Origin of the sequence: Gilliamella sp. B3022, from assembly GCF_028751545.1 — a bacterium.
Taxonomy (GTDB): Bacteria; Pseudomonadota; Gammaproteobacteria; order Enterobacterales; family Orbaceae; genus Gilliamella.
Genome location: NZ_CP071867.1, coordinates 536,935 through 563,104, shown reverse-complemented (window position 1 = coordinate 563,104; position 26,170 = coordinate 536,935). Strand labels below are relative to the sequence as shown.

The window sequence follows — 26,170 nt, the reverse complement described above, 5'->3', positions numbered from 1 at the left end:
TTTGGTTGGTATTTAATCTATCTTCTATTTAGTGAGTATTATAGCTGATTAAAAACAGTCTTATTACATAATTAATCTATCTCTTCACTATTATTCTGCTATAATCTGAGGAATTTTCTTTATAGTAGTAATAATAGATACATATGTTACCAGCAATAATTACATCAATTTTAGATACTGATGCATATAAGTTGCATATGCAACAAGCCGTTTTTCATCATTACCCTGATGCAACCGTCGTTGCGCAGTTCCGATGTCGTAGTGATGACTTATTAGGGCACTATGCTGATGAAATAATGTATCAAGTAAAATTAATGGAATCATTATCACTTACGGATGATGAATTTAATTATTTATCTGACATTCCTTTTTTTAAATCTGACTATTTAAATTGGCTTAAAAATTGGCACTTTAATAGTGATTTACTCACCATTAAAAACGAAGATGGCATGCTTGAAATTTCGATTGAAGGTAAATGGTTAGATGTTATTTTATGGGAAGTCCCCTTACTTGCGGTAATCAGTGAAATTGTACATAAGGCTCGTTCTCCACAAATTGGCGTACCGGAGGCCATTGCCAGGCTGAAAGATAAATTAGCTCAATTTAATGAAAAAACGGCTAATATGGATAAGTCTGATTTTAATTTAATGGATTTTGGTACGCGTCGGCGTTATTCGTTTGCGGTGCAAGAAGCCGTTGTTAGCTATTTGAAAGATAATTTTGAAAATTTTCATAGCACCAGCAACTATTTACTTGCTTATCGTTTGGGGTTAACGCCTGTTGGAACACAAGCTCATGAATGGTTTCAAGCGCATCAACGATTAAGTCCAATTTTGAAAGATTGCCAAAAAGATGCGCTTCGAGTTTGGTTAGACGAGTATCCTCATGATTTAGATATTGCTTTAACTGATTGTATTACCATGGATGCTTTTTTGCGTGATTTCGATCATCACTTTGCTTCTTGTTATCAAGGTCTTCGTCATGATTCGGGGGACTCTATTGAATGGGGTGAAAAGGCGATTAAACATTATCAAAAATTAGGGATAGATCCTAAGACTAAATTACTTGTTTTTTCTGATAGTTTAAATTTTGATAAAGCTATTAAAATTTATAACCATTTTAATCATCGAGTAAAACTGTCATTTGGTATAGGTGGTTTTTTGGCGTGTGATATTCCTTCAACTGAAGTGAATACCAAAGCATTGAATATTGTAATTAAATTAACGCAATGCAATAATCAATCTGTAGCTAAATTATCTGACAGTCCAGGTAAAACAATATCTCAAGATTTAAATTTTATTGATGAGTTAAAACGAACTTTCAACGTTAAATATTAATAATAACTTATTATTAATCTTATAAATATAAATCCAAAATAAAACTTTTTTAATTGGGGTATTGATTCCATTCTATTATGGGAAATCGTTAAAATATATTAGTATAACTTAAAATTTAATTAAACAAATTAATGTAGAGATGGATAATAAAATGAATTCAGTTGCACCTATTGTTAATGTGTTACAAGGCAAAATCGCTGTTGGTAGCACCGTTTCCGTTCAAGGCTGGGTAAGAACTCGCCGTGATTCTAAGGCAGGTATTTCATTTTTAGCAGTTTATGATGGCTCTTGCTTTTCGCCTATTCAAGCTGTTATCGAAAATAACTTACCTAATTATGAACAAGATATTTTGCGTTTAACCGCGGGTTGCTCGGTTAAAGTCACTGGTAAAGTTGTGGAATCACCAGGGCAGGGACAAAAATACGAATTACAAGCAACGCAGGTTGATGTATATGGTTTTGTTGACGATCCTGAAACGTATCCAATGGCGGCTAAACGTCACTCAATTGAATATTTACGTGAAGTTGCCCATTTACGAGCAAGAACTAATATTGTCGGTGCAATTACGCGTGTTCGTCACACTCTTGCTCAGGCTATTCATCAGTTTTTTGACGAACGTGGCTTTTTTTGGCTTTCTACGCCAATTATTACCGCTTCGGATACCGAAGGTGCTGGCGAGATGTTTCGTGTTTCAACGCTTGATATGTTAAATCTTCCAAAAAACGATAACGGTAAAATTGATTACGATAAAGACTTTTTTGGTAAAGAAGCATTTTTAACGGTATCTGGTCAATTAAATGCTGAAACTTATGCATGTGCGCTTTCAAAAGTTTATACTTTTGGTCCAACTTTTAGAGCTGAGAACTCAAATACTACACGCCATTTAGCTGAGTTTTGGATGATGGAGCCTGAAGTTGCGTTTGCTGATCTTGATGATAACGCTAAACTCGCTGAAGACATGTTGAAATATGTATTTAAGACAGTACTCGAAAAACGAGCTGACGATATGCAATTTTTCGCTCAACATATTGATAAAGATGCGATTAATCGTCTAGAAAACTTTATTAAGGCTGATTTTGCACAAGTTGATTACAACGATGCCATCACCATTTTACAAAATTGTGATGCTCAATTTGAAAATCCAGTGAGTTGGGGTATTGATTTAGCCTCAGAACATGAACGTTATTTAGCTGAGCAATATTTTAAAGCGCCAGTTGTTGTTAAAAATTACCCTAAAGATATTAAAGCATTTTATATGCGCATGAATGACGATGGTAAAACTGTGGCTGCAATGGATGTGTTAGCACCAGGCATTGGTGAAATCATTGGTGGATCACAACGTGAAGAACGTTTAGATATGTTAGATAAACGTATGGACGAAATGGGTCTTAAAAAAGAAGATTACTGGTGGTATCGTGATTTACGTCGTTATGGAACAGTCCCTCACTCTGGTTTTGGTCTTGGATTTGAACGCTTAATTGTCTATGTTACTGGTGTACAAAATGTCCGAGATGTTATTCCATTCCCAAGAACCCCGCGTAACGCAAACTTCTAAACTGATTATATTTCATACACTAAACCGATTTTAAGTCGGTTTAGATGAAAAAAGCACAATACAGATTCAAAAAAAGTATAAAAATTAGTCAAACAGACCCCTTTTTGACATTAGACATCATGTTTAACGAAAAGTTCACTTGATTTTAAGTTAAATTTAGACATAATTCACTCTGCTATGAAAATTGGATAAAAATAATAGACAAAAATATTATTTTTGGATGAATAATCATCGTAGTAGAAATTGACTCAAATCCTATGGACTGTGTCAGCAATAAAATAACCATGAGGGTAAAAAATGAAACGTAATCTATTAGCAATCGCTATTCCTGCACTTTTAGTTGCAGCTGGTGCAAACGCTTCTATCGAAGTATGGAACAAAGACGGCAACAAAGTTGACTTTTATGGTCGAGTAAAAGCAGCTAACAACATCACTGACCGTGGTCAAAAAAATGAAGGTGATGATACTTCAGCTCGTCTAGGTATGTCTGGTCAAACGCAAATCACTGATAGCGTGACTGGATACGGTCGTTGGGAATATGAAGCGGCAGCAGGTAAAAATTCTTCAAACGAAGTTCGTTATGCGTTTGCTGGTTTAAACTTTGGTGACTTAGGTTCATTCGATTATGGTCGTAACGATGGTGTTTTAAAAGCAATCACTGCTTATACTGACGTATTACCACAATTTGGCGGTGATGCAGCGAATAATGATTGGAACGTGCTTTCAGCTCGTACTAAAGCGGTTGCAACTTATCGTAACAACAATCTATTTGGTTTAGCTGATGATATCAGTTTTGCATTACAATATGCTGATAACGGTGATAATTCACAAACTGAAGATTCAGTTCGTGGTGAATCAAGAGAAGCTTATGGTCTTAATGCTCAATGGCGTATTTTTGATACAGGTTTAACAGCAGGTGCAGGTTATGCTCAATCAACTTCAAGCGATCATCGCCATAGCACTTGGACTACTGGTCTTAAATATGAAAATTATGATTTATATTTAGCTGCTAACTATTTCCAAACCAAAATTAAAAATAAATGGATTGTAACTAACAATGCTAATGGTAATAGATATATTTCTGATGAAAAAATCAAAGGTTTTGAATTAGTTGCACAATATGGTATTGATTTAAATGTGGGTCGCTTAACTCCATCTTTAGCTTATGTACAACATAAAGAAAGTATTGATCATTATCGTTATGCAGATCATTCATCAACCTCACCTTTAGCTAAATATGTTTCTTTAGGTGCAACTTATGATCTAAATAAAAACTTTAGCGCGATTGTTGAATATAAATTCAATCTTCTTGATCGTAAAGATGTCGGCGCTGCAAACAATACTGAAAATTCTCGCGGTCACAAAAACAAACCAGGTACTAAAGATGTGTTAGGTGTTGGTTTAATTTACCAATTCTAATCTCTTAACCCCTATATAAAAGGCACTTAGGTGCCTTTTATATTACCTAATAAAAATTTTTTTAAGCAAAAAAACATTTAATGTTTAAAAAAATTAATATTAAATATTAAAATAATCGCAAAACCTCAGATTTTATCTAAAGAACATTGTTAAATAGATAGTATATATGATTAAAATCTATTTATAAAAATTAAAATAGATATCACCGTAATAATATAATTGCTATTTTTAGTAGTTAATTATTAAATCCAGAGCAAAGTAATTTGCTTTTTTAATAATAAAATATACCTACGAGGGTAACAAAATGAAACGTAATCTATTAGCAATCGCTATCCCTGCGCTTTTAATTGCAGGTACAGCTAACGCTTCTATTGAAGTATGGAACAAAGATGGAAATAAAGTTGACTTTTATGGTCGAGTTTATGCTTTAAACTATATTACTGATCGCAACAATCAAACTGGCGAAGGTGACAAAACTACCGCTCGTTTAGGCATGTCAGGACAAACACAAATCACTGACAGTTTAACAGGTTATGGTCGTTGGGAATATGAAGCAAAAACAGGTAAAGACGCTGATAACGAAACTCGTTATGCATTTGCTGGTTTAAACTTTGGTGATTTTGGTTCATTCGATTATGGTCGTAATGATGGTGTGTTAAAAACGTTAACTTCCTACACTGATGTTTTACCAGAATTTGGTGGAGATGCATCAAACAATGATTTTTATGCATTAACTGCACGTACTAAAGCTGTAGCAACATACCGTAATTCAGATTTCTTCGGTCTAGTTGATGGTTTACGTTTTGCTGTTCAATACGCTGACAATGGTGATAACAGTTCAACTGATCATTTCAATAGACAAACTCAAAATGGTCACAATAGTGCCGAAGCATGGGGTTCAGTTGTAGATTGGGATGTGCTTGATACTGGTTTAACTGTTGGTGCAGGTTATGCACAAACAGGCGGTCATAAAGATGCTAAATCATGGTCAGCTGGTGTTAAATATGACAACAACAACATATATTTAGCAGCACTTTACATTGAAGGTAAGCAAAAATATGGTTGGAACAATGCTTCAACAAATCGTCGTGCTGATGATTTAAAAACTAAAGGATTTGAAATTGTAGCACAATATGGTATTGACTTTGATATTGGTCGTTTAACTCCATCTGTTGCTTATATCCAACATAAAGTTAAAGATGCGTCTAGCTTAACAAGTGATGCGGGTCTTAAAGGTAATGATCTAGCTAAATATGTTGATGTTGGTTTAACTTATGACTTCAACAAAAATTTATCAGCAATTGTTGATTATAAAATCAACTTGTTAGATAAGGATGATATTGGCGCACGTCGTGCTTTATATGAAGATGGTACATTTACTAAGTCTCAAATTAAAGCAACTGCCAAAGATACCGTTGCACTTGGTTTAATCTATCAATTCTAATTAGTTGTAACTGGTTAAAGTTTAAAAAGGCACTTCGGTGCCTTTTTTATTATCTATTGATTAATAAATATCTCTTGCACTTTAATTCATACTCTGTTAAAAAATTAAAAAAATAATAAAGAATTAGGATAAAAAAATGCGTTATACCACTCGTAAATTACCTGCAAAAAAAAATATTGCGTTAGTTGCACACGATCACTTGAAAGAATCATTACTAACCTGGTGTCAAAAAAATAGTGAAAAGCTTGCACATCATAATTTATGGGGTACAGGAACAACTGGCAGATTAATAAAAAAAGAGATCGGATTAAATATTACGCCAATGCTTAGTGGTCCAATGGGTGGAGATCAGCAAATTGGCGCTTTAATCGCAGAAGGTAAAATTGATATGCTTATCTTCTTTTGGGATCCACTTAACGCCGCACCGCATGATCCAGATGTTAAAGCGTTACTGCGGTTAGCAACAGTTTGGAATATTCCTGTTGCAACTAATCAAGCTACTGCTAATGCATTAATTCAATCAGCAATGTTTGAACATGAAGTCGATATCGAAATTCCTGATTACCAAGGTTATTTAATCGAAAGAGTCCAGTAAATGCCAATACCATCTCAAATTCGCAAAACTGGCAGACAAATACTCTTGTTAGATAATTTATTTATTGTTTTAGGTTTTTATGTCGTTTTTCCTCTGGTTTCAACGCATTTTGTAAGTCAAGTTGGATGGAGTGCCCTCTTTGTCGGTTTTGCTTTAGGTCTTCGACAATTTGTGCAACAAGGTTTTGGCATTATTGGTGGTGCGATAGCGGATCGTTTTGGCGCAAAACCAATGATTGTTACAGGAATGTTTTTGCGTTGTATCGGATTTATTTCGATGGCGATTGCTAATGAACCTTGGCTATTATTACTTTCTTGTTTGCTTTCCGCATTAGGAGGGTTACTCTTTGATCCTCCTCGAATGGGATTAACCATTAAATTTACTCGTCCACATGAGCGAGGCAAATTTATTTCGTTATTAATGATACAAGATAATGCCGGGGCAGTTATTGGTGCGCTTATTGGTGGAATTCTGATTGATTATGACTTTCATTTAGTTTGTTGGTGTGGGGCTTTCATTTTTTTCTTGTGCGGTATTTTCAACATGTTCTTTTTGCCAGCTTACCATATTGCCATAGGTAAAGCCTCGATTATTAATGGTATGAAAATGGTTGTAAAAGATAAGAAATTTACCAGTTATGTGCTTACTTTGACCGGCTATTATGTATTATGGGTACAAATAATGTTGATGTTACCGCTCACTATAACTCAGGTATCTGGTAGCCCTAGTTATGTAAAATGGATGTATGCAATTCAAGCTTGTATATCACTAGTATTGCTTTATCCACTAGCACGTTTAAGTGAAAAATATTTTAGATTAGATCAACGTCTTAAATTCGGTCTGTTCTTGATGTCATTTGCTTTCATCATTATTGGTTTCACTACACATTTATCTATGCTTTTATCACTAATTGCACTATTTTATTTAGGAGCAATTATTGCTGAACCTGCCCGAGAAACATTATCAACGGTCCTAACGAATCCTAAAGCTAAAGGCAGTTATATGGGATTTAGTCGGTTAGGACTTGCCCTAGGTGGATTTATGGGTTATACCGGTGCAGGATGGCTTTATGATATTGCCATACAGATTGGTTTTCCGCATCTGCCTTGGATTATTTTAACTTTTATTGGTTTAGTAACATTAGCCTATTTACAATATCTATTCAAAAATGAACCACCTATGGTTCGCATAAAGATGAAAAAGATTGGATAATTTCACCATTTTTAAACAAGATTGCTTCGCTTCTATCAAGTTTATGCCAAGTCTCATTTGATGTTAAAGGTAAGGTAGAAATAATGGTAACTACATCATTCGGTGTTGTATGTTTTTGAAAATCAATTTCTACATCTTCATCAAGTAATTTTGCTTTGCCAAATGGCGCTCTACGGGTTATCCAATGCAGATTAGTGGTACAGTAAGCAAGTACAAACTGCCCATCAGAAAGTAACATATTGAATATTCCTTGCTCACTTAGCTTATCAGCACAAAGTTTGATAAAGCGAAATAAAACGAGAACATCACAGGGTTGCTGAGGGAATTTTTGGTGTAATTGGTTAATTAAATAACAAAAAGCATATTCGCTATCTGTTTCACCTATTGGTTGAAAAAAACCTGTATTGAGATCTTGGTAATCAGTCAGTTGACCATTGTGGGCAAAAGTCCAATTTTTTCCCCACAACTGACGGGTAAATGGATGGGTATTTTCAAGTGCAACAGCGCCACGATTAGCTTGTCGAATATGTGCAACTACTGCTTTAGATTTGATAGGATACTCTTGAACCATTTTGGCGATAGCAGAGTAACTACAAGGTTCGGGATCTTTGAATGTTCGGCAACCTTTGCCTTCATAGAAAGTGATTCCCCAGCCATCTTTATGGGGACCTTTATCTCCACCTCTTTTAATTAAACTGGTGAAACTAAAGCAGATATCTGTTGGCACATTAGCACTCATACCCAACAATTCACACATTTTATTTGATCATCTCTTTTTCAATAAGCAAAATAAGAATATGAATAACTTTAATATGGATTTCTTGTACGCGATCAGCATAGCCAAAATGCGGAACACGGATATCCACATCAGCAAGACCATTCATTTTTCCGCCATCTTTACCAGTGAGTGTAATGATCTTCATGCCTTTTTGTTTAGCCGCTTCAATGGCTTTAATAACATTAGTTGAATTGCCTGAAGTTGAAATGCCAAGTAGTACATCACCTTGATTACCCACACCTTCCACGTAGCGTGAAAAAATATAATCAAATCCGTAATCATTACCTACACATGAAATATGGCTCACATCAGATATTGCAATCGCTGGATATGAAGGACGATTATCACGAAAACGACCCGTTAACTCTTCAGCAAAATGCATAGCATCACAATGAGAACCGCCATTACCGCAGGATAGAACCTTACCGCCTTGCTTAAATGAATCGGCAATTAATACCGCTGCTTGTTGAATAACTTCAAGATTTTTATCATCCGAAACAAAGTTTGTTAATACTTCAATAGCTTGGGTTAATTCATTTCGAATATTATTAATATACATCAGTCTTACCTCATAAGTAAAAAAAGCTTTTTACCATTTTAGTTTTTTCCTAACTGCTTGCAAGTGATAATAAAAATTAAATGCCAAATTGTGTAAAAAAGTTTCAGGTAAGATATATGTTTAAGTAAAAATTGAAGAGGAATTGAGCATAAATGAGTCGATAAATTAAAGGAATTTTTTTGTTAACAAGTAATAAAAAATTACTTTGTATTAATAGACAAAATATTTGTATTTCTTTTCCAATAAATTGTTAGATAAAGCTTGTTGGAGGCGTTATTTGTTAATAGGATAAGCCGTTAAATTGTGGTACAATTTTTCCGGAAAATTTTCACAAATAAAAATAGTGAAATTGCATTTAAAATCAATAGATAAGGAATTAATATGCAAACTGTAACAGGTCAAGTTGCTGCACCTAATGCTAAAGTTGCCATTATAGTGGCTCGATTTAATCAATTTATTAATGAAAGTTTGGTCAATGGTGCTGTTGATGCGTTAACTCGTATCGGTCAAGTTGACGAAAAAAACATTACGGTAATTTGGGTGCCAGGTGCTTACGAAATTCCCTTAACCGCTAAAGTTGCAGCTCAATCAAAAAAATACGATGCAATTGTGGCGTTAGGTACAGTTATTCGTGGTAGCACTGCACATTTTGACTTTGTTGCGGGCGAATCAAGTTCTGGATTATTGAGTGCAAGTTTGGATCATACTCTTCCCGTAGGATTTGGTATTTTAACAACCGAATCTATTGAACAAGCTATTGAACGTGCAGGTACAAAAGCTGGCAATAAAGGTGCCGAAGCAGCGTTAACTGCATTAGAAATGCTAAATATTATCAAAGCAATTAAGGAGTAATTTAGTGGCATTAGTTAATCCTCGTCGTCGAGCAAGAGAGTGTGCAGTACAGGCTATATACTCTTGGCAAGTTTCTAGAAACGATCTTGCGGATGTTGAGACCAGTTTTATTGCAGAACAAGATATGAAAGGTGTTGATACTAAGTATTTTCGTGAACTATTACATGGCGTGGCTAAAAACACCGTGGAATTAGACGAAAAAATGGCACCTTATCTCACTGAGCGTAAAGTCGAAGAGCTAGGTCAGATTGAACTCGCCATATTACGCATTGCACTTTATGAATTATTAAAGCGTCAGGATGTGCCTTATAAAGTAGTAATAAACGAAGCGATAGACTTGACGAAAACATTCGGTGCTGCTGATAGCCATAAATTTGTTAATGGTGTATTAGATAAAATAGCGCCAACCATCCGAACGCGATAACCGATTAATTGTGAGATTGATATGACCGACAATACTGAAAAAAGTAAACCAACTATTTTTTACGCTAAACATAGCGAGCCGAAAAAACACTCTCGGGCTAATAAAGAAAAATCAAATGGATGGAAAGAGAGGCGTAAAAATGATGCATTTCAGTCTAAACCGAAACGCGATCGTAATGACCGTATTGAAACATTTCAAGCGCGCAGTGATAGACCTAAGTTTGCAAAACAGAGTATTGTTATAGAATTAAATCGATCTCCATCGGAATTTGAACATGATTCGCCATGGCAGAAGAAAGTACGTGCGAATGACCAAACACCAACATTTGGTTATGATGGATATCGACAACGTAAAGAAGAAACCTTAGTTTACAGCGAAAATAGCTGTAAAGCCGTTTTCAAACATCGACGCAGCGCTATTGTGAAATTATTTATTATCCAAGAGATGACTTACCAGTTTAAAGAGTTAATTAACTGGTTAGTTCAGGAGCGTTTAGGTTATGATATTGTTTCGAATGAACAGCTCAATAAAATAACTCAAACACAGCATCATGGTGGTGTTTGTTTAATTGCTAAAAAACGTGCTCCATTAACTTTATTCAATTATTTAGATGAAAAAAGTGATGCAAATAAGGATTGTATTTTAGCTATTGATGATGTTAATAATCCGCATAATTTAGGTGGATTGATAAGAAGTGCGGCTTTTTATGATGTAAATGCTGTCATGTTACGTCAATCAAATCTGCTTGATAGCGGTGCTGCAATGCGAGTATCAGAAGGCGGCATTGAAGCAGTAGAATCAATTAAAAGTGACGATTTTCTTGCTTCGCTTGATATCTTAAAGCAACGTGGTTATCAAATTGTTGCTTTGCTACCTTGTCAAACTAAATCGATAGATTCTAGCGAGTTACATAAAGTTCAATTTGATAAGAAAGTTGTTTTGGTTATTTTTCAGCAAATTAATATGAAACTGGTCAACTGTGCTGATGTCGTTGTACATTTGAAAGGTAATGATAATATGCCGGCGCTGAATATCTCAGTGGCTACAGGGATCTTATTATCAAATTTATATAGATAATGAACTGTGAATTTATCAATCATTATCATATCGTTTCATTGAAAAAACTGAGAAATTTTTGGTGAAATATATTTTATAGCAATATTTGATTAGAAATCGCTCTATTTTTCTGTACATTGTTAACAAATAAAGCATATAAATGTGTTGGTATTTATTATGGGCTCAAAGTACAAAATTGGTATGATTTTTGGTAAGTTTTATCCCTTACATTATGGTCATATCTATTTAATTGAACAAGCTATGACGCAAGTTGATGAACTGCATGTTTTTCTGGGTTGTGAAGCGACACGAGATAAGAAACTTTTTGAGAAAAGCCATCTACCAAGACAACCTCAAGTGAGCGATCGCTTTTCATGGTTGAAAGAAACGTTTAAAGACCGTCATAATATTCATGTACATGTTTTAGATGAAGCGGGAATTGAGTCTTATCCCAATGGCTGGAAAGATTGGAGCGATCGCGTTAAACAGATTTTATTTAAGCATAACATTAAACCTAATGTTGTCTTCACTAGTGAACCACAAGATGTTAAAAATTATGAATTCTATTTCGGCTGTCCAGTAGTTATTGTTGATGCTGATCGTAATTTTATGAACATCAGTGCGACACAAATTCGTCAAAATCCTTATAAATATGGGTCATTTATTGCTGATGCAGCTAAACCATTTTTTGATAAAAAGTAGCAATTTATTGTTGGATAAATTCAATGAGTTATTATTGAAATTCACCTACATTTACACTACATAATATATCAGTAATGGTATATATAATGCGAGATTTTAACTCCAATAATTAACATTGTCTTAAAAAAACTGACCGTACTCGCATTGCAATTTTGCATAGGGGATGCCATTCAATAGCAATAGAAAATAGCAATAAATTGATTTTATCATATTAATTTTGATACGTTAGTCCAATAATACACACTTCTTTTTAAAAAAGAAGGGAAAGATCTAAAATGAAGTTATCATTTTGATTTAGTTCATCACATTTATTCATGCTTGTGTTAAAATAAGCTAAATCTTTATGATAGGTAAATTTATATGTCTCAATCATTTGACAATCAAAATAATAACAATCAAGAAAAAATTGATTTTGGTTATCGACAAGTCTTAAAAGAAGAAAAAGTCAAACGTGTCGCCGATGTATTTCATTCTGTTGCGGATAAATATGATGTAATGAATGATTTGATGTCATTTGGTATTCATCGTATTTGGAAAAAAATCACCATTGAATATAGCAGTGTTCGCAAAGGTCAAAAAGTGTTAGACCTTGCTGGAGGAACAGGAGATTTAACTGCAAAATTTTCTCAACTTGTTGGTGACAATGGCTTAGTTGTTTTAGCAGATATCAATGAATCCATGTTAAAAGTTGGACGTGATAAACTGCGTGATAAAGGACTATTTAAAAATATTGAATACGTTCAGGCAAATGCTGAAGAATTACCTTTCGCGGATAACTATTTTGATTGTATTACCATTTCCTTTGGTCTTCGTAATGTTACTGATAAAGACAAAGCATTACAATCTATGTGGCGAGTATTAAAGCCAGGTGGACGTTTACTCATTTTGGAATTTTCTAAACCACAATACAAAATTCTTAATAAAGCTTATGATCTTTATTCCTTTACTATGTTACCTTTAATGGGCAAAATTGTGGCAAATGATTCTGATAGTTATCGCTATTTAGCAGAATCAATCCGCATGCATCCAAATCAAAATACCTTAAAAAAAATGATGGAAAATGCAGGCTTTGTTGATGTTAAATACCACAACATGACAGGTGGAATTGTCGCATTACACACTGGCTTTAAATTTTGAAGCGATGACAGATAATGATATTTTTTCGACTATATAAAATAATAAAAGTATTTCATGCTTATCGTTTAAATGAGCTTTTGCCAGCACATCGATTATCAAACTGGCTACGCTTTTTATCGCTTTGTCTATTTTGGGTCAAACCTAAGGCCAAGCAACAAGCAATTGGCGAACGTTTACGTCAAGCCTTACAGGAGTTAGGACCTGTTTGGATAAAATTTGGGCAGATGATCTCAACTCGACGTGATGTGTTACCTAAACAGATTGCTGATGCATTAGCAAAATTACAAGATCAGGTTGACCCCTTTGACGGTAAAATTGCTAAACAACTTATTGAACAAGCACTTGAACAACCAATTGATTATTATTTTGCAAATTTTGATGAAAAGCCATTAGCATCAGCATCAATAGCACAAGTACATACGGCTATTTTAAAACATAGCCAATCTGAAATCGTAATAAAAGTATTACGTCCTGATATTCTGCCAGTAATTCAAGCCGATATTAGTTTAATGTATTGGGTGGCAAAACAATTTACTAAGCGTATAAAGCATGGTGAGAAATTACGCGCCATTGAAATTGTGCGTGATTATGAGTCAACTTTATTAAAAGAGCTCGATTTGCTGCAAGAGGCTTACAATACTGCTAAATTACGAGCAAATTTTATCAATAGTAATATTTTATATATCCCTTATGTATATGAAAATTTATGCCGTAAAAATGTTCTTGTTGAAGAACGCATCAAAGGAATTCCTATTGCCAATATTGATCAGCTTAAGCACCACAATATCGACATGAAATTACTTGCCCAGCGTGGCGTCCAAGCCTTTTTTACTCAAGTATTTCGGGATAATTTTTTTCATGCAGATATGCATCCAGGTAATATTTTTGTTGATATCTCTGATCCTAACGATCCTCGCTATATTGGTATTGACTGTGCAATTGTTGGTATATTAAGTGAAGATGATCAGCGTTATCTTGCTGAAAATTTCTTAGCCTTTTTTAATCGCGATTATCGAAAAATAGCGGAAACTTATATTGCTTCTGGCTGGGTACCTGAAACAACCGATATTATGGCTCTTGAAAGAGCTATGCGAAATGTTTGTGAGCCTGCTTTTGCTAAACCACTAGCTGAAATATCATTTTCACAAATTTTATTGCAACTATTTGAGGTTGCACGTCAATTTGAGATGGATATCCAACCACAATTAATACTTCTTGAAAAAACACTATTTTATATTGAAGGTTTGGGTCGCCAGCTTTATCCTGAACTTGATTTATGGCAAACCGCAAAACCTTTTTTGGAAAAATGGTATGAAGATAAATATAGTGCGCAAAAGCTATTGCAACAAGCTTGGGCTTCACTACCACAGTGGCGTGCTATCTTGCCTCAATTACCAGTAAAATTGAATGATTATGAGCGAATTACCAAACAGATGAATGCCCAACTAAAACAAATTAACCGAGAATTGCAACAAAGTAAAAGATGTCAGCAATATTTAATGGCAATACTTGCTTTAATCGGTGTTATTGGAATGGTACTGTTCATACTTCATTAATCGGTACTGTTTGGAATCTTATCATTTAAGTGTATAATTTAAATATCAACTTTAATGGAGAAAAATATCATGATGCCAAGTCTACCCCAGCTACTCATATTAATTGCAGTTGTTGTGTTATTATTTGGAACCAAAAAGTTACGCTCATTGGGCTCTGACCTTGGCGCATCAATCAAAGGCTTTAAAAAAGCCATGAATGATGATGATAAGCCAGAAAGCAGTAATTCAGCGAAAGTCGAAAATCTTGATTCGACCGATGACAATAATTCTAAAAAAGAGTAACGCGTGTTTGACATTAGCTTTGGTCAACTATTATTATTATTAATTATTGGACTGGTGGTATTAGGGCCGGAGCGGTTGCCTGTTGCAATTAAAACTGTTGCTGGTTGGATAAAAGTATTGCGCCGCATGTCAGCAACAGTGCAACTGGAATTAAACAAAGAACTAAAATTGCAAGAGCTGCAAGACAGTTTAAAAAAGGCTGAACAAAGCGGTTTAAAATCTCTGACTCCAGAAATTCAGGAATCCATTGATGACTTAAAACGCGTAACAGAATCGTTACAAAAAGAGATCGATTTGGCCACTCAATTGGATCCTCAAATTCACTCAGATAAAGATAAATCATGACTGACGACGCTACACAACCTTTAATTGGACATCTTGTCGAACTCAGAGCACGGCTGCTACGTTGTATTATTTGTATTCTAGTCGTATTTGCTGGTTTGCTCTATTTTTCTAATGAAATTTATCATATTGTGGCTAATCCACTTATCAGCCAGCTACCACAAGGTAGCAGTATGATCGCAACGGATATTGCTGCACCATTTTTTACCCCCATTAAATTAACTGCTGTAGTAGCGATATTTATCTCAATTCCTTATGTACTTTACCAAGTATGGGGATTTGTTGCCCCCGCTTTGTATCAGCATGAAAAACGTCTGGTCATGCCATTAATTGTATCTAGCACCATTCTTTTTTATCTTGGTATTGCATTTGCTTATTTTGTAGTATTTCCGCTGGCATTTTATTTTTTTATTCATACGGCACCTGTTGATGTAGCAATTAATACTGATATCACGAAATATCTTGATTTTGTGATGACACTTTTTATTGTATTTGGCTTCGCTTTTGAAGTCCCGGTTGCCATTATATTACTCTGTTGGACAGGTATAACTACGCCTCAAAGCTTACGTAAAAAACGCCCATATATTATTGTCGGGGTGTTTGCTGTTGCTATGTTTGTCACACCTCCAGATGTCTTTTCTCAAATTTTATTAGCTGTACCTATCTGTCTGCTTTTCGAAATTGGTACTTTCTTTGCTCGTTTTTACCAACCACGTCAACACCAAGACAGTGAAGAAGATAATTTTGCATCGAATGATGATGAAAAGTAATTACAGATAGCTATGATTCAAATAACCAGTAAGGATAACTAATCATAATGAAAACGTCATTACCTGATTTTAACCGTGCTAATGTACTAGTTGTGGGTGATATCATGCTCGATCGCTATTGGTATGGAAGCACTAATCGCATATCGCCTGAAGCGCCTGTACCGGTGGTCAAAATTGATGCATTAGAAGAAAGACCTGGTGGAGCTGCCAATGTTGCAATGAATATCACCTCACTGTGTGGTAATGCCCGTCTAATTGGTTTAACGGGAATTGACGAACCGGCCAAAATTCTTAATGAACAATTAATGAAACATAAAGTGCAATGTGATTTTGTATCAGTTTCGACACATCCGACTATTACCAAATTACGCGTTTTATCTCGCAATCAGCAATTGATTCGTATTGATTTTGAAGAAGGGTTTGGCAATGTTGATTCCAAGTCTATGCTTGAACGCATTCAAACCGCATTAGAAACACATAAAGTTATGGTCTTGTCGGATTATGCCAAAGGCGCGTTATCAGCGGTGCAAACTATGATAAAATTGGCTAATCAAATTAATGTTCCGGTATTGGTCGACCCTAAAGGTACGGATTTTGAACGTTACCGTGGTGCTACATTATTGACTCCAAATATGTCGGAATTTGAAGCCGTAGTCGGTCAATGTCAAACAGAAGAAGATATTGTAGAAAAAGGTTATCAACTGATTGAACAATATGATCTAAAAGCACTATTAGTTACTCGTAGTGAAAAAGGGATGACTTTGTTGCAATTAAACAAACCGATTTATCATCTACCAACCCAAGCTAAGGAAGTTTTTGATGTAACTGGCGCAGGTGATACGGTTATTGCTACATTAGCTACTGCTTTAGCGGCAGGTCAATCATTAGAAGAAAGCTGTTTCCTAGCCAATGCTGCAGCAGGTGTAGTGGTTGGTAAACTGGGCACATCAACAGTTTCACAAGTTGAACTTAGCAACGCCATCCGTGCTCGATCAGATGATGGTTTTGGTGTAATGACTGAAGATGAGCTTAAAGAAGAAGTTAGAAAAGCGCGTATGCGTGGCGAAAAAATCGTGATGACCAATGGTTGTTTTGACATTCTGCATGCAGGACATGTATCTTACCTTGCTAATGCGAGAAAACTCGGCGATCGTCTCATCGTTGCTGTTAACAGTGATGCATCGGTAAAACAATTAAAAGGTGAATCAAGACCCATTAATCCACTTATGCAGCGTATGATTGTACTAGGTGCACTGGATTCTGTTGATTGGGTGGTGCCATTTGAAGAGGAAACTCCACAACGTCTAATTGCCAAAATCTTGCCAGATGTATTAGTCAAAGGTGGCGATTATAAACCTGAAGATATTGCTGGAGGCAAAGAAGTCACTGCTGCTGGTGGTACAGTAAAAGTCCTCAATTTTGAAGATGGTTGCTCAACCACCCACATTATTAATGCAATAAAAAACCGCTAATTTTCTATGATACAATCGGTTACTGAGATAAGTAGCCGATTGTTTGTCAAAATTACACTAATCAATGTTTTATACTCTTCTCTGTTTAATATTAATGATAAGCAGTTAATAGAATTAAATATCTTCTTAGTACCTAAACTACTAATAAATTGGTTTTTTATTCAATATAGGTAAGATCAATCGTTAATATCTATTATTAAATTTTATAATTAACACTTTTTTTATTATTCACTTTGTGCAAAGCTATTAGATAAATTAGAGAAAGTTTATAGAGGTTATTTAATGACTAAACATTATGATTATATAGCAATTGGTGGTGGAAGTGGTGGTATAGCATCAGTAAACCGAGCGGCATCATACGGTAAAAAATGTGCAATTATAGAGGCAAAATTATTAGGTGGAACATGTGTTAACGTAGGTTGTGTACCTAAAAAAGTGATGTGGTATGGGGCACAAATTGCCGAAGCGATTAATCACTACGGTCCAGATTATGGCTTTGATGCAACTATTAACCAATTTAGCTGGGATAAATTACTTGATAGCCGAAATGCCTATATTGATCGTATTCATCAATCTTATGATCGTGTTTTAACTAATAACAATATTGATATCATTTATGGTTATGCTAAATTTATCGATGCCCATACAATAGAAGTAAATGGTGAACTCTATAGTGCCGATCATATCTTAATTGCAGTAGGGGGTAAACCGACTGTACCCAATATCCCTGGCGCACAATATGGCATTACCTCGGATGGTTTTTTTGCATTAAAATCCTTGCCTAAACGAGTTGCTGTTGTTGGTGCAGGATATATTGCTTGTGAAATCGCTGGAGTTGTGCATGCATTAGGATCCGAAACGCATCAATTTATTCGTCAAGCAACACCATTAAGATCTTTTGATCCGTTGATTATTAAAACGCTAATGGAAGTGATAACTGCTGAAGGACAGCATCTACATACTTTTGCCATTCCACAATCAGTCACTAAAAATAGCGATGGTAGTTTAACTTTAACCCTAGAAAATGGTGAAAGTTATACTGTTGATTGTTTAATTTGGGCAATAGGTCGTGAACCCGCTACACAGGATATGAATTTATTTGCTGCAGGTATTGAAGTTAATGATAAAGGATTTATTACAGTAGATAAATTCCAAAATACGAACGTACCTGGCATTTATTCTGTTGGTGATGATACAGGTGCAATGGCGCTAACTCCCGTCGCTGTTGCCGCTGGGCGTCGTTTATCGGAAAGATTGTTCAATAACAAACCTGATGAACATCTAGACTACACTAACATTCCAACCGTGGTATTTACACATCCTGCTATTGGCACTGTAGGCTTAACCGAACCGCAAGCGATTTTAGAATACGGTGATGAAAACGTCAAAGTTTACACCTCAAGCTTTACTGCTATGTATACAGCTGTGACAAGTCATCGCCAACCTTGCCGAATGAAATTGGTTTGTGTTGGACCGGATGAAAAAATTGTTGGAATACATGGTATAGGTTATGGTATGGACGAAATGTTGCAAGGGTTTGCTGTAGCACTTAAAATGGGTGCTACTAAAAAAGACTTTGATAGCACCGTCGCTATCCACCCGACAGCTGCAGAAGAGTTCGTTACTATGCGTTAACGGTAACGATTGAAGTAATAAAAAAAGCAGGGTAATTATCCTGCTTTATTTGCTTTTATTGCTTTTTCGCGATTATGGCATTTATGGGTTAACAATCGGCTGAATCACTATGCCATCCATGTTGAGCAAGCGGATGAAAACCTATACCTATTGCTATTAATGCTACAAACGAGATGTAAATACCTGCACCAAGGTAACTATATGCGCCTAACATATGATCAGGGCTTAATAAATAGATTGTTAAAGTCGGTGTAATTGCACTAAACAATGCATAAGCTAAATTATAAGATAACGATAATCCAGAATAACGAATAGCTGGTGGGAACGTTCTAGTACTTATAATTGGTGTCATTGCGATTGCTCCAATAAATAAGCCAAATATTGCCCAAATAGAATAAAGTTTAGTTAATGATATATCTGCGCTTAGTGAACTGTAAAAATAGATACTAATTACTGCTAAACCTCCCCAAGTTAGGATAACGGTTTTTGCTGTACCTAATTTATCATCCAACCAACCAACAATAATGCATCCAATAGATAATGTTAATGCTGCGATGCATCCACCAATGCGCCAATCAAGGTTAGTAAAATGATACATACCGCCAACAATTCGCCCTGGGGTAATTAAAATACCAACCATAATTGCAGTTGATAATGACCAAGTTAATAAAGCAACAATCAAACAAGCTTTTTTATGTTTTTTTAACACAGTTACAACTGGAATGCTTTTTTCTAAAGCTTTGCGGGCTGCTAATTCTTTAAAAATTGGCGTTTCAGATAAAAATTTGCGCAAATAGACGGAAATGACTCCAAAAATACCACCAATAATAAATGGAATACGCCATGCAAAATCCAAAATACTTTGGTTAGTAAAATAGAGATCAATAATAATTGTGACGAAAAATCCAAGTAATATACCACCCGTAATACCAGAGGTTAAAGTGCCAACGCCTAAACCATAACGTTGTTTTGGCGTATGTTCTGCAATAAATACCCAAGCACCTGGCATTTCCCCTCCGATTGCGGCACCTTGTAGCATACGCATTACTAACAATAGTAATGGTGCAAAAATGCCAATTGTTTCGTATGTTGGTAACACACCAATAATAAAGGTTGGTAGCGCCATCATTGCTACACTTAGGGTAAACATCTGTTTTCTACCTACTTTGTCACCAAAGTGTGCCATAATAATACCACCAATTGGACGAACCAAATAACCAGCAGCAAAAATACCCCAGGCAAACAAATCTAATGTTAATGGGGATAAGGTATGAGGTAAAAACAGTGGTTTGACAATGGTATCAATATATAGTGCGTAGATAACAAAGTCATAAAATTCAAGGGTTCCACCTAAAGATGACAAGATTAATGTTTTAAAATCCTTACTATTTAATGGTCGAGCATTGGGTTGCCATTGGGCATTGATTTCAGATTGACTCATGAAAAAACCTTCTATTTATTTGAGATAGATAGAAAAAAACTATCTTTTTTGATCTTTTTAAATGTAGAAATTATTCTGCCACAAAAATTTGGCTTTTTTTCCGTCATAAAAAAATTTAATGTATGCAATAAAACCGAGGGTTTGATTTATAATTTAATCGAATAAATATTTTTAAAATATTAAATAATTTGGATGAAAATAAGAATGAATCATATTAAAAAAGTGCGCTGTGATTGGTTGTTAAACGATCAAATTTATATTAATTATCATGATAATGAATGGGGCGTTGCTCAATATGATAGCTTAAAATTATTTGAAAAAATCTGTCTTGAAGGGCAACAAGCAGGATTATCATGGATTACTATTTTAAAAAAACGTGATGAATATCGTCGTTGTTTTTTTAATTTTGACCCTTGTAAAATCATCCAACTCAGGCCTGAAGATATTGAACATCTGCTTGAGAATAAAGGATTGATTCGCAACCGTTTAAAGCTTAATAGTATTGTTAACAATGCTCATGCTTATTTAAATATGATGGAAAATGGTGAGAATTTTTCACAATTTATTTGGTCTTTTGTTGATAATAAACCAATAATCAACCACTTTAAAGATAAAAGCGAAGTACCAATTAATACCGATATGTCTGATCGAATGTCAAAAGAGCTAAAAAAACGTGGATTTTCTTTTGTAGGTTCAACTATATGCTATGCTTTTATGCAATCAATGGGACTTGTCGATGATCATGTTGAAAATTGTTTTAAAAAAATGAAACTAGGAGAGTAGGGTTATGATAATGAAATTACTAAAGTTTGGTTTTTTATTCATATTAATCTATTTTATCGTCTGTAACATTGTTATCTATATTTATGCTCAGCAAAAACCAAGTCAACATGCTCAAACAATGGTTATATTGGGGGCCCAAGTCACGGGTACACCCGCTATAGCCCCACCTACTTTAGCGGACAGATTAGATGCTGCTGTCCAATACCTCAATAAAAATCCTCAAACTAAAGTGATAGTATGTGGCGGACAAGGTGAAGATGAGTCCACAGCTGAAGCCAGTGTAATGGCAAAATATCTTATCGACAAAGGAATTGATGCAAACCGAGTTTATCAAGAAGATAAGTCAAGGCGCACTGCTGAGCAATTTATTTTTGCAAATCGGATATTACCTTTGGGGAAAACGGTAGTGGTCACCAATGATTTTCATATTTTGCGTTCAATAATGCTTGCCAAACGTTCAGGTGTTAATGATGTATCAGGTTTATCAGCACCATTAGCATTTAATGATGCTGATAAATATGTGGCATTAATTCGTGAGCCGCTTGCATTAGCAAACTCTTGGCTCTTTGATCATCCTGATGACAATACAAAACTTACAAATTAACCACAAAATGATATATAAAATACGCTAAAATTAGCGAATAACTGCTCAGCAAAAGCGATAGTCACAGCTGTTTTTGCCGGGCGTCCATGATATTATTAACTATTCAATTTAATTTAGCTATAAACAAAATTATGAAATCAGATACAATTGTTGCACAAGCAACGCCACCAGGGCGTGGGGGGGTGGGCATATTGCGTATATCAGGCCCGAAAGCGCAAGAGATTGCACACGCAGTATTAGGTAAATTACCTAAACCAAGGTATGCCGAATATCTTCCCTTTTTAGCGAATGATGGCTCAACACTTGACGAAGGTATAGCGTTATTCTTTCCTAATCCGCACTCATTCACTGGTGAAGATGTGCTTGAATTGCAAGGACACGGTGGTCCTGTTATTTTAGATTTACTTTTAAAACGCGTACTTGAAATAGCTAACGTTCGCATTGCCAAACCGGGTGAATTTTCGGAAAGGGCATTTTTAAATGATAAACTTGATTTAGCCCAAGCCGAAGCTATTGCTGACTTAATTGATGCCAGTTCAGAACAAGCAGCAAAATCAGCGATATCATCTTTGCAAGGCGTATTTTCTAAAAAAGTGAATGCGTTGGTTGAAGCATTGATCCATTTACGCATTTTTACCGAAGCGGCTATCGATTTTCCGGAAGAAGAGATTGACTTCTTATCCGATGGTAAAATTGAGGCGCAACTTAACGATGTTATTACTCGCCTTAATGAAGTTCGACAGGAAGCCAAACAAGGCACATTATTACGTGAAGGCATGAAAGTGGTCATTGCTGGTCGACCCAATGCGGGAAAATCCAGTTTGCTTAATGCTCTAGCTGGGCGTGATGCTGCTATTGTTACTAATATTGCAGGGACTACCCGTGATGTACTGCGAGAACATATCCACATTGATGGTATGCCTTTGCATATCATTGATACAGCTGGACTGCGTCAGGCCAGTGATGAAGTAGAGCGTATAGGTATTGAGCGTGCATGGCAAGAAATAGAACAAGCCGATCGCGTTTTATTTATGGTTGATAGCACAACTACTAGTGAAACCAATCCAGAAAAATTATGGCCAGAATTTATTGAACGATTACCTAAAAATATTCCTATAACCGTAATTCGCAATAAAGCTGATTTAACCGGCGAAATACTTGATTATAGCGAACAAGAGGGGTATGCGCTCATACAATTATCAGCTCGAACGGGTGAAGGTATAACACTATTGCGTGATCATCTAAAACAAGCTATGGGCTTTTCAAGCAGCACAGAAGGTGGTTTTTTAGCTCGGCGTCGCCACTTGCAAGCACTTGAAAAAGCCTCAGAGCATTTAAATAATGGTAAATACCAACTCGCGACATTTCATGCTGGTGAACTATTAGCTGAAGAGCTCAGACTAGCTCAAGAAGCCTTAAGTGAAATTACAGGTCAATTTACTTCTGATGATTTATTAGGAAGAATATTCAGTTCATTTTGTATTGGCAAATAAGTTGAGCGTTATAAATTAATCTCCTTTTTGGAGATTCTTCAATATTCAACCTATATTGCTTTTTGAGCTTTATAGGTTGAATTCATCTATCTTCTATAAAATAGGTATAGAGTTTAAAATTTCGACCCTATAGTAAATAGTAAAATTATGAAAAATTAAGCTGACTTATTTATTTTTTCCAGCATTATTTGAAACTAAAATTAAAATTAAAACTAAAATTGAGATAAAACATAAGAGACAAAATACCACATTGAACCATAGTTCTAGTGCAACACCTATAGTTACACATTGATCTCAGGCAATACTTACTGAATAGATTCATGCCGAAATTGCCACCCCAAATGAACCGCCTAATGAGATTGCCATTTTAGGTATTCCTGATGCAATACCAACTTTATCTTTATAGGCGCTAGATATTGCTGTGTCAATCGATGGTGTGGCATAAAATCCTAAGCCAAGAAAAATTAAAAAATTGCATACAAATCAATCACAACAACTCATTCGTTTAATATATATACAATACCTCCAATTTTTGTTGATCCTATGATTTATTTAATTTTATATTGGAAGATGTGTATGACTTGAAAATATAATTGCAAAATAATCTGCCGGTTATTCAACCGTCTAATATGGGTATCATTATTTATACTAATTGTGCGGCAATGTCAGTTTTATTGGTTCTTGTATTTAATTTAATAACGTTAAATTGAAATTAACATGTTCAATTTATTTTTTTGTCGGTTTGGATTTGGTTAGTTTTGGCGTAATATAATCAATATGTTTAACTTAGCTGATGGCTAAAACTAACTAAATCGTTTTGTACAACGCATCAAAAGTATAGAGAAAATCTGACATTTTCTATGATGTGAGTAGGATAGAATGTAGTTAAACTATTTAATAACTATAAGGGGTTCATTATGAAATTAATTGTGGATAATATGAGTTGTCAACATTGTGTAAATACCATTACTAAAGCAATCAACGATATCGATCCTAAAGCGAGAGTGACTGTAAATCTTACTAAGCATGAAGTTGATATAGAAGGAGGAACGATCTCACAAGAAGCAGCCATTTTAGCAGTTAATGAAGCGGGATTTGAATTTGTGGGTATCTCGTATTAGAAATTAATAATATAAACTTATAATATTAATAAATTCAGGCGATTAAACTAAAAAATCGCCTTTTTTATCACACAAAATCGATTTAAACATCCATCTTCTCCAAAAGTTTAGTTTATTTTTTTAAAAATCAATATTTTCCCCAATATATAACATATTAATTCTTCTTGATTTTTCTCATGGTGTTGGCATAATCATCTGAAATAATAGCAAATTTGGTATATGTGATAATGTGCTAATTTTAAAGGATCTATAATATGGATGATAAAATATTACGTATTACTGTTGCTTCAATGGCTTGGTTGGCAGCAGTTTTTTTTGTGAATGCTTATCAGATTGAATGTCCAAAAGAACTGAAAGTCAAAAAATATGTTGAAAATCTGACAAATGGATGGGAGGTTGTTGAGAGTGAAGATGGTGCTATATATGAACCTTTAAGCATAGCAGTTTATTACAATAAACCAGTTAAAAAGATTCAACAAAAGCCAGAAGAAACTTTAATTGGTCGTAAGAATTGGGGTAAACAATTTGAGCTTACCTGGCAGGTCAGTCGACCTATAGATGATATTCCTTTTTATGTCGACTGTATTTATGTTGGAAGTAAAATCGAAATGATAAAAAAAATAGATCGTTCAGTGAATATATGCAAAAGTTTTTATTCTGAGGATAAATACGGAAAAGTAGTAAATAATGTTGTTTCGCTTAACTGCACTACAAATAAAACGAGCGATACAAAAAATTAGGTAAGAATTTTATTATCAAAACAAGATAATGAATAATCTAATTTTTAAAAATTTAATGATATCTATTTACTATTTTAATCAAATTATCATGACAATTTACAATATTAACCTGTTTTTCTAATTATTAATTGTAAAGACAGTTTAGAGAGGACATAGGATATGACATGGAAAAGATTATGCAATACTATGATAATTATCGCTTGGTTAGCGAGCGTTTTTACTGTGAACGCGTACCAGATAGATTGTCCAAAAGAGATCACCTTTAAAGAAAAAGTTGAAGATAAGCCCGATGGATGGGATGTATCTGAAGATAAAACTGTTACTTCATTTTTTTTAAATTTAGAACTTTATTATGATAATCCTGTGAAAAAAGCTGCGCAAGTGCCCGTATCTGGCACAAGTGATGGCTTTAAACAGCAATTAGTGTGGAGAGTCAATAATGCTGAAGATACTGCCCCTTATTATGCTGTTTGTGTATATGCAGAGAGTGGAATTGCAATAACCAAAAAAATTGACCCTTCAATGAAGAGTTGCTGGGTTATTTATTCAGAAGATGAAAATGTAAAACAAGGTACGCTCCACTGTAGTGTGAGTGAATCAAAGAATCGCCATTAATTCCTTGTAATGTGGAGATTCTTTTAATATAAAATTATGTTGCACTGAAGGGCTTTATCAAAGTTATTTTAATCATTGCTCTTATACTTAAAAATTTATTTTTTAAAAAGTAATTTGGATTTATGCTACGTGCAATAACGATTTTAATTCCTGTAGTTTTCGTTGTTATTGGTTTATTAGCATTAATAGATAGTTGATTTCAATTATTAATCAAAATTAAAATACTTTGAGTATCTATGCCGTACT

The 26,170-nt window shown here is 34.8% G+C and carries 25 protein-coding genes and 2 pseudogenes; 23 read left to right on the top strand and 4 right to left on the bottom strand.

The genetic code is table 11. The features are described 5' to 3' along the window. Nucleotides 1-143: 143 nt before the first annotated feature. From pncB to mdtH, 6 genes are all read left to right on the top strand, one after another. Nucleotides 144-1,337, top strand: coding sequence for a nicotinate phosphoribosyltransferase (pncB, locus tag J4T76_RS02470; protein ID WP_267345192.1), 1,194 nt, complete (start codon nt 144-146; stop codon nt 1,335-1,337). Nucleotides 1,338-1,488: 151 nt separating this feature from the next. Then, complete coding sequence (gene asnS, locus J4T76_RS02465; protein ID WP_267339543.1) at nt 1,489-2,892, top strand: asparagine--tRNA ligase; 1,404 nt, start codon at nt 1,489-1,491, stop codon at nt 2,890-2,892. A 297-nt stretch (nt 2,893-3,189) separates the two neighbouring features. Next, nucleotides 3,190-4,311 (top strand): porin, encoded by a 1,122-nt coding sequence (locus J4T76_RS02460; RefSeq protein ID WP_267339542.1) that lies wholly within the window; start codon nt 3,190-3,192, stop codon nt 4,309-4,311. 304 nt (nt 4,312-4,615) lie between these two features. Further along, the gene (locus J4T76_RS02455; RefSeq protein WP_267339541.1) at nt 4,616-5,755 is read left to right on the top strand and encodes a porin; all 1,140 of its coding nucleotides are present in this window, start codon (nt 4,616-4,618) and stop codon (nt 5,753-5,755) included. Between the two features lie 136 nt (nt 5,756-5,891). After that, the gene (locus J4T76_RS02450) at nt 5,892-6,350 is read left to right on the top strand and encodes a methylglyoxal synthase (RefSeq protein WP_267345195.1); all 459 of its coding nucleotides are present in this window, start codon (nt 5,892-5,894) and stop codon (nt 6,348-6,350) included. Then, nucleotides 6,351-7,562 (top strand): multidrug efflux MFS transporter MdtH, encoded by a 1,212-nt coding sequence (gene mdtH, locus J4T76_RS02445; protein ID WP_267339539.1) that lies wholly within the window; start codon nt 6,351-6,353, stop codon nt 7,560-7,562. Here mdtH and J4T76_RS02440 read toward each other — a convergent pair. Beyond that, nucleotides 7,528-8,319: a class II glutamine amidotransferase gene (locus J4T76_RS02440; RefSeq protein WP_267339538.1), complete on the bottom strand. Its 792-nt coding sequence runs from the start codon at nt 8,317-8,319 to the stop codon at nt 7,528-7,530. The genes mdtH and J4T76_RS02440 overlap by 35 nt on opposite strands. A gap of 1 nt (nt 8,320) precedes the next feature. Then, complete coding sequence (lpcA, locus tag J4T76_RS02435) at nt 8,321-8,899, bottom strand: D-sedoheptulose 7-phosphate isomerase (protein WP_267355749.1); 579 nt, start codon at nt 8,897-8,899, stop codon at nt 8,321-8,323. Nucleotides 8,900-9,280: 381 nt separating this feature from the next. Here lpcA and ribH point away from each other — a divergent pair, with 381 nt between their 5' ends. The 11 genes and pseudogenes from ribH (at nt 9,281) to gorA (ending at nt 19,127) form a co-directional block, all read left to right on the top strand. Beyond that, entirely contained in the window at nt 9,281-9,751 is a 471-nt protein-coding gene (ribH, locus tag J4T76_RS02430; protein ID WP_267339536.1) for a 6,7-dimethyl-8-ribityllumazine synthase, read from the top strand. Nucleotides 9,752-9,755: 4 nt separating this feature from the next. Further along, nucleotides 9,756-10,175, top strand: coding sequence for a transcription antitermination factor NusB (nusB, locus tag J4T76_RS02425; RefSeq protein WP_267339535.1), 420 nt, complete (start codon nt 9,756-9,758; stop codon nt 10,173-10,175). 21 nt (nt 10,176-10,196) lie between these two features. After that, complete coding sequence (locus J4T76_RS02420; protein ID WP_267339534.1) at nt 10,197-11,252, top strand: TrmH family RNA methyltransferase; 1,056 nt, start codon at nt 10,197-10,199, stop codon at nt 11,250-11,252. Nucleotides 11,253-11,408: 156 nt separating this feature from the next. Further along, complete coding sequence (nadR, locus tag J4T76_RS02415; protein WP_267339533.1) at nt 11,409-11,933, top strand: multifunctional transcriptional regulator/nicotinamide-nucleotide adenylyltransferase/ribosylnicotinamide kinase NadR; 525 nt, start codon at nt 11,409-11,411, stop codon at nt 11,931-11,933. Between the two features lie 360 nt (nt 11,934-12,293). Then, nucleotides 12,294-13,070: a bifunctional demethylmenaquinone methyltransferase/2-methoxy-6-polyprenyl-1,4-benzoquinol methylase UbiE gene (gene ubiE / locus J4T76_RS02410; RefSeq protein WP_267339532.1), complete on the top strand. Its 777-nt coding sequence runs from the start codon at nt 12,294-12,296 to the stop codon at nt 13,068-13,070. A gap of 14 nt (nt 13,071-13,084) precedes the next feature. Further along, nucleotides 13,085-14,626: a ubiquinone biosynthesis regulatory protein kinase UbiB gene (gene ubiB / locus J4T76_RS02405; protein WP_267355747.1), complete on the top strand. Its 1,542-nt coding sequence runs from the start codon at nt 13,085-13,087 to the stop codon at nt 14,624-14,626. A gap of 69 nt (nt 14,627-14,695) precedes the next feature. Next, entirely contained in the window at nt 14,696-14,908 is a 213-nt protein-coding gene (gene tatA, locus J4T76_RS02400) for a twin-arginine translocase TatA/TatE family subunit (RefSeq protein WP_416380320.1), read from the top strand. Nucleotides 14,909-14,911: 3 nt separating this feature from the next. Then, nucleotides 14,912-15,235, top strand: a pseudogene (tatB, locus tag J4T76_RS02395) (Sec-independent protein translocase protein TatB); the annotation flags it as partial. Between the two features lie 14 nt (nt 15,236-15,249). Continuing rightward, nucleotides 15,250-16,020, top strand: a complete 771-nt coding sequence (gene tatC, locus J4T76_RS02390) for a twin-arginine translocase subunit TatC (protein ID WP_267345198.1) — start codon at nt 15,250-15,252, stop codon at nt 16,018-16,020. A 47-nt stretch (nt 16,021-16,067) separates the two neighbouring features. Next, nucleotides 16,068-17,492 carry a bifunctional D-glycero-beta-D-manno-heptose-7-phosphate kinase/D-glycero-beta-D-manno-heptose 1-phosphate adenylyltransferase HldE gene (gene hldE / locus J4T76_RS02385; RefSeq protein ID WP_267339528.1) on the top strand — a complete coding sequence of 475 codons (1,425 nt, stop codon included), beginning with the start codon at nt 16,068-16,070 and terminating at the stop codon, nt 17,490-17,492. 282 nt (nt 17,493-17,774) lie between these two features. Continuing rightward, the gene (gene gorA / locus J4T76_RS02380) at nt 17,775-19,127 is read left to right on the top strand and encodes a glutathione-disulfide reductase (RefSeq protein ID WP_267355745.1); all 1,353 of its coding nucleotides are present in this window, start codon (nt 17,775-17,777) and stop codon (nt 19,125-19,127) included. A gap of 88 nt (nt 19,128-19,215) precedes the next feature. Here the strand turns inward: gorA and J4T76_RS02375 are convergent, their stop codons facing one another. Then, nucleotides 19,216-20,568 (bottom strand): MFS transporter, encoded by a 1,353-nt coding sequence (locus tag J4T76_RS02375; protein WP_267355743.1) that lies wholly within the window; start codon nt 20,566-20,568, stop codon nt 19,216-19,218. Between the two features lie 204 nt (nt 20,569-20,772). On the opposite strand from J4T76_RS02375, the gene J4T76_RS02370 reads away from it, so the two are divergent. The 3 genes from J4T76_RS02370 (at nt 20,773) to mnmE (ending at nt 23,448) form a co-directional block, all read left to right on the top strand. Beyond that, on the top strand, nt 20,773-21,351 hold the full coding sequence (locus J4T76_RS02370; RefSeq protein ID WP_267339525.1) for a DNA-3-methyladenine glycosylase I: 579 nt from the start codon (nt 20,773-20,775) through the stop codon (nt 21,349-21,351). Between the two features lie 10 nt (nt 21,352-21,361). Further along, entirely contained in the window at nt 21,362-21,955 is a 594-nt protein-coding gene (locus tag J4T76_RS02365; protein ID WP_267339524.1) for a YdcF family protein, read from the top strand. A gap of 128 nt (nt 21,956-22,083) precedes the next feature. Continuing rightward, nucleotides 22,084-23,448 carry a tRNA uridine-5-carboxymethylaminomethyl(34) synthesis GTPase MnmE gene (gene mnmE, locus J4T76_RS02360; protein WP_416380327.1) on the top strand — a complete coding sequence of 455 codons (1,365 nt, stop codon included), beginning with the start codon at nt 22,084-22,086 and terminating at the stop codon, nt 23,446-23,448. A 321-nt stretch (nt 23,449-23,769) separates the two neighbouring features. On the opposite strand, the pseudogene J4T76_RS11810 reads toward mnmE, so the two are convergent. Continuing rightward, nucleotides 23,770-23,910: pseudogene (locus tag J4T76_RS11810) on the bottom strand (hypothetical protein); the annotation flags it as partial. A 455-nt stretch (nt 23,911-24,365) separates the two neighbouring features. Here J4T76_RS11810 and J4T76_RS02355 point away from each other — a divergent pair. The 3 genes from J4T76_RS02355 to J4T76_RS02345 all read left to right on the top strand — a co-directional run bounded on the left by J4T76_RS02355 (nt 24,366) and on the right by J4T76_RS02345 (nt 25,924). Further along, the gene (locus J4T76_RS02355) at nt 24,366-24,569 is read left to right on the top strand and encodes a heavy-metal-associated domain-containing protein (RefSeq protein ID WP_267339522.1); all 204 of its coding nucleotides are present in this window, start codon (nt 24,366-24,368) and stop codon (nt 24,567-24,569) included. Between the two features lie 254 nt (nt 24,570-24,823). After that, nucleotides 24,824-25,309, top strand: coding sequence for an STY0301 family protein (locus J4T76_RS02350; protein ID WP_267345202.1), 486 nt, complete (start codon nt 24,824-24,826; stop codon nt 25,307-25,309). A gap of 159 nt (nt 25,310-25,468) precedes the next feature. Next, the gene (locus J4T76_RS02345; protein ID WP_267339520.1) at nt 25,469-25,924 is read left to right on the top strand and encodes an STY0301 family protein; all 456 of its coding nucleotides are present in this window, start codon (nt 25,469-25,471) and stop codon (nt 25,922-25,924) included. Nucleotides 25,925-26,170 lie beyond the last annotated feature (246 nt).